Source organism: Pseudomonas sp. xss_4 (assembly GCF_043104125.1).
GTDB classification, from domain to species: domain Bacteria; phylum Pseudomonadota; class Gammaproteobacteria; order Pseudomonadales; family Pseudomonadaceae; genus Aquipseudomonas; species Aquipseudomonas parafulva_B.
Genome location: NZ_JBICKJ010000091.1, coordinates 48541 through 60881, shown reverse-complemented (window position 1 = coordinate 60881; position 12341 = coordinate 48541). Strand labels below are relative to the sequence as shown.

The following is a 12341-nucleotide window of genomic DNA, read 5'->3' as shown; positions in this document are numbered from 1 at the left end:
GCCTGCGCCTGCTAAAGGGTTACGCCGACAGTAACGTACCGTGGCGATAGATGCCATCGATCGAGCCGTTTGCGCTATCGATTGGACGCTGGCAGCGCCTGTTACTAGCGTGGCCGTAACCCCACTGCAAGGAGCTGTGCTGTGCGTGTTCAACCCAATGCGGTTTTCGTGCCGCTCAACATCGCTGTCTTGACCGTCAGCGATACCCGCACTGTCGAGAACGACACATCAGGTGCACTGCTGGCGGATCGCTTGGTGCAGGTGGGGCACCGCCTGATTGCACGGGTTCTGCTCAAGGATGACGTCTACAAGATACGCGCCCAGGTGGCGACCTGGATTGCCGACGAGCAGGTGCAGGCAGTGTTGATCACCGGTGGAACAGGCTTTAGTGGCAGGGACAGCACCCCGGAGGCGGTCGAATGCCTGCTCGAACGGCGCGTGGACGGGTTCGGCGAGTTGTTCCGTGCGCTGTCCATTCTGGATGTCGGCGCCTCGACCGTGCACAGCCGCGCCTTGGCAGGGCTGAGCAATCGTACGCTGGTCTGTTGTCTGTCAGGTTATACCGGGGCCTGTCGTACTGCCTGGGAAGGCATTCTTGCCGAACAGCTCGACGCCCGGCATCGGCCTTGCAATTTCGTCAAGCATTTGCGGGTTTAGCAGAGCGTCGTGCCTATCAAGGCTCTCCGGCTCAGCAGCATCCACCGGCCGCTAAGCGGCTTTGCCGGGGCGCCGAACTGGCTGCGCGCTAGCCCCGATTGCTCGCAGTCGTCAAGGCACGTCGGCGACTGGTCAGTTGAAAGGAATCACCCCACGTGCCTGAGCGTAGGTCAGGTTGCCACGGTGAATACGTAACTCCTCGCCCATGGCAGCGCTTCTGACCTGTTCCCTGTAACCCAGCTTGCGCTGCCGCCACAGTTTCAGATGACCTTTGCCGAACGCCGTCGGCGCGGCACCCGCATCATTGAAGTGAAAGTGCGCGGCCCACAGCGGCTTGCCGCGCTCGCTGCCCGGCGCTTCGAGCACATCGATGCGGTATTCATCAAGATAATCTTCGGCCAGTGGCTGCCGCGGCCCCTGATAGGTCACACGTAACAGCCCTTGCTTGTGCAAGTAGTGCAAGCCTTCTGCGCTGGGAAAGCGTGTGGTGCTGTGCAGTTTGACCAGCATCTCGCGTTTACCCTCGCGCAAGCTCACCAGGGCATCGTCCAGGCGCTGCAGCAGTTCAGATTCAGCTTCGCTGTCGGCGAGCTGATCCCGCAGTGTCTGCACTTCCCCGATCTGGGCATCGAGCATTGACGTCAATGAATGGCTATCGACATCTTCTTCAACCAGCTTGCGCGCATTGGCAAGTACGTTCTGATTCTGAGCAAGCATGCCTTCAGCCAGCGCTTGTTCCTGACGCTCGCTCTCCGGTGTAGGCGCTCTGGGTGGCGATGAGGTGCCAGCAGCTGGCAATCTTTCGACCCACGTGCCACTTTCCCGGGTAAAGGTATGCAGTACAGTCTTGCTGAAGGTCCCGCGAACTTGCAGCGCAGGCCGCCCCTCTACGATCGACTCCGAACCGATCACCGTCTGGCCGTTCGCTGTTGTAGCCACTTGTAACGCCTGGCGGGGATAGACCGGCCGGGTGGTGGAGTGCTGCTGGCCGACGGCCTGCTCCCGCAATGCGGTAACCAGCGCGTCGCCCGCCATGGTCTTGAGCTCGACCATTTGCTGCCGATACGCCTCCAGGCGCCCGATATCTACAAGTTCGCTGCCCAGCTGGGCAATGCGCTGACTGTTGAGGATGGCCGCCGAATATTCATCCCAGGCACTCTGCAGAATGTCGATACGCTGAGCAGTCTGCAGATCGGCGAACATGGACAGGTGGTGAGAATTAGCGGCCACCCGCAGGCGCTCCCCAGCGAGTGCAGCCCTGAACACCGCATAGTGCGAATAGTCTTGCAAGGCTTCAAAACGCAGCGCCAGCTCAACCAAACCCATGGCCTGGAAGAACCGTATGTTTACCGTGGTAGTGGTGCGCGTTTCGATGATCTGGGCAACGGTCCTGTCCGTTTTTCGAATGCTCGGTGCCGTCATGTCCAGATCGGTAACGGCAAGCAGCCGATCAAGCGCCGCTGTATATTCAATGATCAAAGGCTGGTCGATAACCATGCTTTCAAGTACTTCACGGTACTGCTCATACGCAGCTTGCCGCTCCTGCGGCAAGGCGTCATTGAGCGCCGTGGTCAGTCGATCGTACTCGGCGAACCTGCCGGTATACAGCTGCTCTTCGATGATGAACTGCGCATAACCAATCAAATTGCGCCTTACATCTGCCAACGCCCGCCGCTGTTCTGGTGCATGGCTGTTGCTCGCCATGTAGCTACGGTCATCAAGCAGCGCAACCATGTTGCGCTCGGCCTCAAGGTAGTTCTGGAAAATGCCTACAGCGGATTCGATACGCTGGCGACGCAAGTCTTTTATCTGGACCAGCAACTCCGTTTGCCGTTTGGCAAACAGGCTGGTTGCCTGTTCGAATTGAGCATGCTGTTCAGGATCTTGCGGCGGCGGTTGCTTGAGCCGCTCCTCCACTTTCAGCCATTGTGCACGAGCAGCCTCGATGCGTTGGCGCAGGCTTTCATATTCAGCAGCGCCTCTATCGGCGTTGGCGAGGCTTTGCTCGACCGCCTGCAGCGCCGTCTGGATCCGGGTTACCAAGCGTTCGCGCAATCGCTGCCGGGTGCTTGAGCCGGGGCGGTCCCCACCGCCTCGCAGGCGTGTATCGATACGCCAACGTTGCTCATCACGCCTGATCAGCGGCCCCTGGCTGCCATCCGGCCCGACGATGCGGGTAAGACCATCGGCAGACTCGACCGCATAAACTTGTCCTTGCAGCCGCACATAGAGCCTATGCTCAAGTTCATACAACCCTGCGAGTGGCCCTTGCCCGATCGCCGGTCGGCCCTCCAGGCTTACCGAGGCCGCCATGGCTTGCAATCGCGTGCGTTGAGTCCCGGACAGCGCGTTGAAACCCTGGGCGCCGCGCCACGAAAAGTCGAGTTGAGTGGTCGCTTGGGCCTGCAGTGCCTCGACAGGAGCCACACTGCCCGGCTCAGGCAGCGGCGACGGATCGACATCGCCGCCCAGTCGGACCGAAGCTGCATCGACCGTTAGCGCAGTTGCCCCGGCATGCGGCGGCTCGGTTTTAGGCAGCTGTGCATGGATCAACATCATCAATGTGTTGTTAAGCAGATCCACCACAGCTTGGGTTCGATCCGTAGCGCTGCCTTCAAGCAGCAATTTCAGGTCTTCGGCTACGGCACTTATACCGATGTACAGCAAGGCAATCGAAGAGATCGGCCCCGGTAGCACGGGGGCGGCGATGTTCAGCAACTGCCAGGCGAACGTCTTGATGGACTGCCAGCGTACCTCGCTGTTACTCATGGCACTGCGGTCGGCCAGTTCGAGCAGCATCGAGCGCTTGGCCTCGAACAGGTTCGCATCGATGTCATGCGTCCAGAACGTCAGTGCGAGCTCAACAGGGGCTGGTTTGTCCAGGGGAGCGTATGGGTCGAACACCCAGTGCGGCAGGTGAGGCTCCTTGAAACCACCGTTGTCGTACACGGCGCGGTGCGTTTGGTCGAGCCATGCCAGCACGCCTGCCTGCACGCGGCCGGGTTGGGCGATCTCCTGCATGAGGGCTTGCCGGTTCTTGAATTGTTTGAGCGCACCTTTGTACATCGGGCAATACAGCAACAGCTCGCCGCTATCGGCCACTTGAATGACGAAGAAACCGTGCGCCTTGTCGACCCACTGCGAGTCGGGCGAGCGCTTGAAGGCCAGGGGCGCGATGGCCAACGCTTGCTCATTGCTGGCTGGTACACGGCAAAAGCTGGCCACCGCCGCATAGCTACTTGGGTCAATATGCCCGATACAAAGCGCGTAGGCGGCATCGAGCATCAGGCCCATCCGCCATTGCGCCGCAAAGGCGTTGAGGTGGGAGGCTTTGTACTGTTCATCCCCAAGCAACCCATCGAGGTAGCGCGGATAGTTGCCGCCTATATCAACAATGGCAACCAATTGGCGCAAGTACTCGGGGTCAAGCCAGGCAGGGATCTCTTCATGAGTGCGATGGGCTACAGCTGCCACAGGGCTCGCGCCGGTTGCCTCAAGGCGACCGATGGCGTACTCGGTCAACGTCAGTGTCTTGCTTTCTATCAGCTGCCCGAAACCCAGCCCATGGCCGTCATTGGCATAGGTATTGACGGTAAGAATCAGGTCATCCGCGTCGTAGGCGCCGTCTGCAGGATGATCGGCCAGCATCTGTTCACGCAACGTGTGCCGTGCGTAGGTATGCAGGTCGTCCGGTTCTGTGGGGCACTGGGCATTGCCCTGGGAAGCTTGTAACACACAGACGTCCAGCAGCGCCTGCAGATAGCGGCTCTGCCCGTTGAAGTCGGCGTTCAAGAGCTTCTCAGGCAACTCTATGGCCAGCTTTTGAATGGGCAGATCGGCCAATTGGGCGAAGAACGGCGAGGGGTCGACCACGGCCTGGTAGGCCGAGGCCAACTCATCTACCGTGTTCAGATCGCTCAACCGTACGCGGTTCAATCGCGACAACAGGATTTCGAGCAGCACGCTGGACAACAAGGCAAACGCGTTGCCGTCGGCTTCGTAAAGCGCCCACGAAAAACCGTCGTCGGTCTCCGTCAGCCTGTGTTGCGTCTGCAGGTAGGCACCAAAAGCGTCTAGTGAACTGAAGCCTTTCACACCGCCTGCGCTCGTGCACCAGAGTGTCACGTTGGCCACTTCGCTACTGGCGCTCACCAGCAGCCCAGGCAGCAGTTCACGGGTGCTGCCTTGGTCGAGGCGCCGATGTATGCGTACGGCGTGCACAGCGAAACCTTCAGTTCTTTCGAGAAGCAGATCGTTCAAGCACCGGCGCTCATCGGCGGTCAATGTCTGATCGGTCAGCCCACTCAGAAGCCCAGCGCGAAGCACCTGTTGAACCCAAGTGTCGTGATCATTGCCGTTGCCTGCATTCCAGTAATCGATCTGAGCCTGTTCAAAGCACGTATGAAGGGTCGGTAGAAACGCGTTGAATGCGTCGTTCAGCGTGCCGGGGTCGACGAGGTCATCATCGGCTGTTTCGCACGCGTCGGGGATGGCAAAAAAACGAAGCGGTGGTTTAAGGCTGAAGCGGTCCTGGCTGGCAAAGTCCACCGGCGCATTATCAAGAAAGTGTTGCAGTACAACGTCGACAAGCGGGGTGACTGTCCAGTAGCCGTCAATGTGCCAGCGAAGAAATTTCAGTGGCTCAGCACACTTCATGTCGGGGCGGTGAACAGCCACCTTGGGGTAATGCGCGATGATAAGGTTCATCAGTTGCTCACCTACCACCTGGCGCAAGGTGGGGCGGCTTGCAAAGCGCAGGGCGACGGCACGATTGAGGTCATGTGCAGGTGGAGAGGGGAGGGCAGAGGGCATGCGTGGAGCTCCTTGTGGGTTCTTTCCACAATGTTCCAAGCGTGCCACGGCACTCGGTGCTATCTATATGCTGCACATCGGTCCCAGGCCTTTGGCTGCGCCCAGGCACGACGCGTTGCTGTCCACTCTTGCCCGGCAGGCTGGACCAACATTCTTCGAATAAGTCAAGAACCGACCTGTTCAAATCCCTCGCACCGTGCTACAAACTGGTTAAGCAATGATCTAGCTGCTTGATAACGAAGGGAAAATCATGACGAAGTCGGAGCTGATCGAACGTATTGTCACCCATCAAGGGCTACTCTCGTCCAAGGACGTAGAGCTGGCCATCAAGACCATGCTTGAACAGATGTCACAATGCCTTGCTACCGGTGATCGCATCGAGATCCGCGGTTTTGGCAGCTTCTCGCTGCATTATCGGGCACCACGGGTAGGTCGCAACCCCAAGACCGGCCAGTCGGTCAGCCTCGAAGGCAAGTTCGTTCCGCACTTCAAACCCGGCAAGGAATTGCGTGATCGGGTCAATGAAGAAGACGAGGCCCATACCTGATTCCCTAGGAGCAACCCGATGCGTAACCTCAAGCGTGCACTGGCAGCTGTCTTCGTCCTGCTGCTGGCGGCTGTAGTGCTGTTCTTCGTGCTGGAAAACCAGCAGACCGTAGCCTTGACCCTGTTTGGCTGGGTTGCGCCACAGGTGCCGGTGGCAGTGGTGGTGCTGGCCGCGTTGATCATTGGCCTGGCCGTTGGGCCTTTGCTGGGCGCCTATGGTGTGCAGCGCAGCAAGCGCAAAATCCGGGCTTCGGCCCGCGAAGCGGCGCTGAGCGGCAGGTGAGGATTTTTCTTATAGTGCTTTAGGAAATGTCTGCCTATTAAAGCCACGGTCACCATGGACTAATTGCCCACTTCGTTTTAGCCCCGGCGAGAGTGCGCAGCATGGATTACCCCGGCCTAACCCACCATGGCGCTGTACGCGGCGTGACGGGTTCCTGCCATCAGCTTCATCTTGGCCCTGGCGTCAGCCTGCTGGTCGACTGCGGTGCCGAGCAGGGCGCCGATGTAATGCCGGGTGCGCAGGGCAGCGCGCTTGGGTTCGACATCACCGGCATCCAGGCCCTGATCGTCACGCACGTGCACCTGGACCACGTAGGCCGCATTCCGGCATTGCTGGCCAAGGGGTACCGCGGCCCTATCTATTGCAGCGAGCCCTCTGCCAAATTACTGCCCCTGGTGCTCGAAGACGCCTTCAAACTCGGCATCGACAGCACACCTGCCCAGGTGGCCCGCTACATCACCCTGGTGCACAGCCTGATCGTGCCCCTGCCATTCGGGCATTGGCACGCCGTGGTTCAGCACCCGCAGGTGGCCTGCGCGATTCGCTTGCAGCGTGCCGGTCACCTTTTGGGTTCTGCCTACGTCGAATGCGACATCCAGCACGGGCCCAACAACACGCGCTATGTATTTTCAGGTGACCTGGGCCCCGGCAACGATCCCTTGCTGCGCCCCTTGCAGCCCCCGGAGCGTGCCGATGTGCTGGTGCTGGAAAGCACCTATGGCGACCGCCTTCACCCACCCACGGGTGATCGCATCCAGCGACTGGAAGCGGCCATCGACCGCGCGCTGGCCGATCACGGCACCTTGCTGATCCCGGCCTTCAGCCTGGGGCGCACCCAGGCACTGCTCCATGATCTTGAAGATGTCCTGCATCGCAAGGCCCTGCTGGGCAAGACGGGCCCCTCCCCACAAGGCGAGCCCGTGGATTGGTCGCAGCTGCCGATCATTCTCGATTCGCCCCTGGCTCAGCGCATCACCCAGGCCTACCGCGACCTGCACCCTTATTGGAACGAACAGGCCAGGGCGCGCTTGGCAGGTGGCCGCGACCCGCTCGCATTCGGCCAGCTGATCAGCGTAGACACCCACGCCCGTCACCAGCAGGTGGTCAACTACCTCAAAAGCACCGGCCGGCCCGCCATCGTCATTGCAGGCAATGGCATGTGCTCGGGCGGGCGCATCGTCAATTACCTCAAGGGCATGCTGGGCGACCCCAGGCATGAAGTGATGTTCGTAGGCCACCAGGCCAAGGGGACGCCTGGGGCGGTGATTCAGGCCAGCTATAGGGCGCCGGGTGTGGTGCAGGTGGAACTGGAGGGGCGGGGTTACGCTATCGCAGCCAAAGTCCTGAACGCGTCGGGGTACTCGGGGCATGCCGACCAGGCGGGGTTAGTGGCGTTTGCAACGGGGATGATGCAAGCACCCCATGCGGTGGTGCTGGTGCACGGCGAGCGCACAGCAAAGGTTGCCTTGTCCAAGGCACTGGCACGCTGCTATCGGCGCCTGCAATGGCCCACGAAGATCAGCATTCCGGAAGATTAGGCAGACAGGGGTGAATTATTTTCTGGGTTTGAACTCTGATGGCACGGTTTGCAGTCACGTCGCAGGTGAGTATTTGCGAGGGTTGCGCGCAGTCCACCTTAGCCGGTGCATCGTGCGGGGCTCATCCATGGGCCGTTGCCGTCCAAAAAACCAGCCCCCGTGCTATTTTAAGCACCGCTTGGGACCAGCCCGGCCGTATGAGAACAAGACGCCAATTTCTCTCCTCACAGACGATTCAGCAGTTTAGGACACAACATGATCCAGAAAGTGCCGGGGCAAAGCGCTCATGGTTCCTACTACCCCTATATAGACGGCTTACGTGCATTTGCCGTTTTGTCGGTAGTGATCTATCACCTGCATGCCGCATGGCTTCCCGGCGGTTTCGTCGGCGTTGACGTCTTTTTCGTCATTTCGGGCTTCATTGTAAGCGCTTCCATCGCGAATTACCGAAGTGGCTCGATTTTACAGTTTTTTGCGTTTTTCTATGCCCGTCGCATCAAGCGGATCTTCCCTGCACTGATTGTGTGTCTCTTGCTCACAGCGTATGTGTCCGCGTTGTTCATTCCATCTTCTTGGCTGAGCAATGTCAACCAACAAACTGGACTCTATGCTTTTCTAGGCATAAGTAATTTCATCTTAGCCGGCACCGGTCGCGACTATTTCGCACCTACCGCCGAGTTCAACCCCTACACCCATACCTGGTCATTGGCTGTGGAGGAACAGTTTTACTTAGTGTTTCCAGTCTTGTACTTGGCATGGATGGGCGGGGCTCACACGCGTTGGCGTTCTGTCGTGCTGTTCGGTATCGGGCTGGCGGCGTCCATAGGCTTTTCCGCCTGGCAAACTCAAGTCAGCCCGACGCAGGCATTTTTCTTGAGCCCTGGCCGTTTCTGGGAACTGGCAAGCGGTGTGCTGCTGTACCAGTACATCAGCCGGAACCCTTGTGATCACACAACCCACACGCCCGCTCAATGGTGGCGAACAGGATTAGCTGGGCTGTCTCTGTCCGCGCTACTGGTCGCGTTTTGGGTCTCTCGGCCTGAGCACTTTCCCATGCCGGGTGCGCTATTAGCGGTGCTAGGGACGCTTGGCTTGATCTATACCCTGCATAATCACCCAGAGATTCATGCAATACACCGCCTCATTGGTAGTGCACCATTGGTAATGATAGGGCGCATCTCCTATTCCCTTTACCTCTGGCATTGGCCAGTATTCGTGTTGTTCCGCTGGACCTATGGCCTTGATGCACCAGCCCAGTGGGTGAGCGCTGTTGTAGTAGCTGTGGCATTAGCATGGCTGTCATACCGCTTTGTGGAAACCCCTTTTCGCCGCTCCAAAGTGCTGCGTAAATTGCCTCCAACGGGCGTCGTTGTGGGTGGGCTGGCTGTCGTGGGGCTGTCCTGTTGGCTGGCCAGCGGCATCAACAATGCCGTACCGCAGCTTTCGTTGAGTCAAGTGACAAAGCATCCGGACTTCTGGTACCCAGACGGCTATTCGCTCGATCCTAACTACCCAGGTTGCGTTGCAGAACCGGATTGGCACCTTGTGGGCGGCGGCTGGATGTTCAGCTATAACCCTGTAGGGTGCAGGGACGACCGTCCGCGCAATGACGCAAGCCTTTATGTAATCGGCGACTCACATGCGCTTGCCTACGCGAGTATGTTCAAGCAATACGCCATTCGGCATGCAACGCAGATCAATGCTTACAACAACGGGGGTTGTCCTTTCATTAGCTTCCAGCCTGAACGCGATATGGACAACAGCGTCTGCAGACGTAACACCGACGCCGCGCTGGCTGATCTTCGGATGCGTATAAAAGGTGGCGATATCTTATTTCTGCCCTCCCTTAGAATGTGGCGCTTCGTGGATCAGTGGGCGTATATAGGTGATGCGACGGTAAGAAATAAAACGTTTGGCACGCAAGCGGATGCAGATCGCAAACGAACTGAAGACTATGCTGTGTCTGTGCTTAAGGAGTTCACAGACCGGGGAGTACGGGTTGTATTCGAGGCGCCAAAACCTTTGTACAAGGCGCCCCTATTCAGGTGTGCCGACTGGTTCGACCAGGACAATCCAATCTGCGCGCCCGGCTTCGAAATGCCGCGTAGCATGCTCGAGGCATTGAGGGCGCCCGTATTAACGAGCTACGCCAACATCGCTTCGCGTTTGTCCAATGTCGAGGTATGGGACCCGCTTCCCGTTCTGTGTTCAGATGAGGTCTGCAACGCCATGGACGGCAACAAGCCGCTGTTTTTTGACGGTGACCATTTGAGTGGGCATGGCAACATGGTGCTGCTGCCAAGCTTTACCGAGTTCCTCGAGCCGCGGCTAGGTAGATATCCAGCAACGCTGGAGCAGGGCATCGATTTGAACAAGGGTGGCATCCCGGACTTTCTAAAAAAGATTACCGGCTTCTCCCTCACTGAAAACTGGGGACGCTGGACCGACGCCCGCTTAGGACCTGCCAGTCTTGTCTTCGAGCACCCGTTGCCGCCGGCTTTTGTTCTCCAAATCAGCGCCTTGGCCTACGGTCCGAATGTAGGTGTGCCGGTCACGGTAGTAGCGGGTGGCGTCACGCGTCAAGCCGTGTTCAGCGACACTCAAAGCATCCGCAAGATCACCTTCGAGGGAGTCAAGGGGAACACCATTGAAATTATGCCATCGGCTCCGACCAGTCCTAGCGCGCTAGGGGCCAGCGCTGACGAGCGCCTTTTGGGCCTTGGTATTTCAAACGTCAGGTTGCAGCCGGCAGAGGAGCACTCAGCATCGCAGTCATCAAACGCAACTCTGCAGCGGGCGCCATCAAGTGAGCGACTCTGACAGCGCACTGTGGATGCCGATTGGCAGCCTGCTAGGCGGCACGCTGCGCGCAGGGCCGCAGCAGGCAAGACTGGTAGGGGGTTTCCTGATATTCTTTCGGCATATGGACTAGTGCTGGCTGATGCGCTCCGTTAATAGCAGAGCATGCAAAACATTAAGCGTGGTTATCGTCGTGATGAATCAAGCTTTTTCAGTAAATTGTCAGATGCCATGACCGTGGCAGTTAAGGATTAGATATATGGACCTGGTCCCAGTAATTCTTTCAGGTGGCGTCGGCAGCCGGCTATGGCCCGTGTCGCGAGAAGCGCACCCCAAGCCATTCATGACGCTGCCTGGTGGTCAGAACCTCATTCAAAAAACCTTCCTGCGCGCCTCGCGGCTGCCAGGAGTTTCCCAAGTGATGACGGTCACCAACCGTGAACTGTTGTTCAAGACTGAAGACGAATACCGCACGGTCAACCAGAGCGGCCATGCGCAAAGCTACATTCTGGAGCCTTTCGGCCGTAACACGGCAGCCGCTGTTGCCATGGCTGCGCTGCAGCTGCAGAAGGCCCAAGGTGACGACGCGCAGATGCTGGTGCTGGCCGCAGACCATCTGATCCAGGACGAGCAGGCATTTGCCCGCGCGGTTGCCACCGCACAACAGCTGGCCGCCGAGGGCTGGCTGGTGACGTTCGGTATTCAGCCTCAATACCCTGAAACAGGGTTTGGCTACATCGAGGCCTCCCACAGCTGTGGTGAGTCCGGCGGCCTCACCGTCGCCCGCTTCGTCGAAAAACCCGACCTGAAAACGGCCGAAGGCTATATCGCCGCCGGTAACTATTTCTGGAACTCGGGCATGTTCTGCTTCCGGGTTGGTACCGTACTGGCCGAGCTGCACCAGCACGCGCCAGAGGTGCTGGAAGTGGCTCAGCAAACACTGGCAGCCTCGCGCCTGGCCACCAGCGGTGCCGACAGTTGGCTCACGCTGGACACTGAGCAGTTTGCCAAGGCCCCGGACATCTCCATCGACTATGCGCTGATGGAGCGCTCCAGCAAGGTGGCGACAGTACCGTGCGACATCGGCTGGAACGACATCGGCTCCTGGAATGCGGTCAGCGAACTGACCTCGGTCGACCAGGACGGCAACCGTTTCGAAGGCGAAGTCCTCGCTCATGGCGCTAGCAATAACTACGTCAACAGCGAAGGTCGTCTGACGGCATTGGTTGGTGTAAAGGATCTGCTGGTCATCGATACACCCGATGCGGTGCTGGTCGCTCACAAGGATCACGCCCAGGACGTCAAGCACATCGTCGGGCAGCTCAAGGCACAATCCCATACGGCTCATCTCCTGCACCAGACGGTACACCGTCCGTGGGGCACCTACACCACGTTGGAAAACGGTGAGCGTTTCAAGATCAAGCGTATCGTCGTCAAGCCAGGGGCATCCCTGTCATTGCAAATGCATCACCACCGCAGTGAGCACTGGATCGTGGTCAGTGGCATGGCCGTCGTGGTCAACGACAACCAAGAGCTGATGCTCAACACCAATGAATCCACGTTCATCCGTGCTGGCCATAAGCACCGCCTGAAAAACCCTGGTGTCATCGATCTGGTGCTGATCGAAGTCCAGAGCGGTGACTACCTGGGCGAAGACGATATTGTCCGCTTCGAAGACAATTACGGCCGCTGCACTAACTAGCTGT

Annotated in this window: 7 protein-coding genes; 6 read left to right on the top strand and 1 reads right to left on the bottom strand. The window is 58.7% G+C overall.

Going from position 1 to position 12341, the window contains the following annotated elements; all coding sequences use genetic code 11:
• Positions 1 to 141: 141 nt before the first annotated feature.
• On the top strand, positions 142 to 657 hold the full coding sequence (gene moaB / locus ACF8GB_RS20280) for a molybdenum cofactor biosynthesis protein B (RefSeq protein WP_078478147.1): 516 nt from the start codon (positions 142 to 144) through the stop codon (positions 655 to 657).
• A 132-nt stretch (positions 658 to 789) separates the two neighbouring features.
• On the opposite strand, the gene ACF8GB_RS20275 is transcribed toward moaB, so the two are convergent.
• The gene (locus tag ACF8GB_RS20275; RefSeq protein WP_392527547.1) at positions 790 to 5469 is read right to left on the bottom strand and encodes a dermonecrotic toxin domain-containing protein; all 4680 of its coding nucleotides are present in this window, start codon (positions 5467 to 5469) and stop codon (positions 790 to 792) included.
• A gap of 250 nt (positions 5470 to 5719) precedes the next feature.
• Here ACF8GB_RS20275 and ihfB point away from each other — a divergent pair, with 250 nt between their 5' ends.
• The 5 genes from ihfB (at position 5720) to ACF8GB_RS20250 (ending at position 12337) form a co-directional block, all read left to right on the top strand.
• A complete protein-coding gene (gene ihfB / locus ACF8GB_RS20270) occupies positions 5720 to 6016 on the top strand; it encodes an integration host factor subunit beta (protein ID WP_056807345.1) in 297 nt (98 codons plus the stop codon).
• An 18-nt stretch (positions 6017 to 6034) separates the two neighbouring features.
• The gene (locus ACF8GB_RS20265) at positions 6035 to 6298 is read left to right on the top strand and encodes a lipopolysaccharide assembly protein LapA domain-containing protein (protein WP_078478149.1); all 264 of its coding nucleotides are present in this window, start codon (positions 6035 to 6037) and stop codon (positions 6296 to 6298) included.
• Positions 6299 to 6399: 101 nt separating this feature from the next.
• Positions 6400 to 7836 (top strand): MBL fold metallo-hydrolase RNA specificity domain-containing protein, encoded by a 1437-nt coding sequence (locus ACF8GB_RS20260; RefSeq protein ID WP_392527546.1) that lies wholly within the window; start codon positions 6400 to 6402, stop codon positions 7834 to 7836.
• A gap of 255 nt (positions 7837 to 8091) precedes the next feature.
• Positions 8092 to 10656 carry an acyltransferase family protein gene (locus tag ACF8GB_RS20255; protein ID WP_392527545.1) on the top strand — a complete coding sequence of 855 codons (2565 nt, stop codon included), beginning with the start codon at positions 8092 to 8094 and terminating at the stop codon, positions 10654 to 10656.
• A 238-nt stretch (positions 10657 to 10894) separates the two neighbouring features.
• The gene (locus tag ACF8GB_RS20250; RefSeq protein ID WP_058638473.1) at positions 10895 to 12337 is read left to right on the top strand and encodes a mannose-1-phosphate guanylyltransferase/mannose-6-phosphate isomerase; all 1443 of its coding nucleotides are present in this window, start codon (positions 10895 to 10897) and stop codon (positions 12335 to 12337) included.
• The last annotated feature ends 4 nt before the right edge of the window (positions 12338 to 12341 follow it).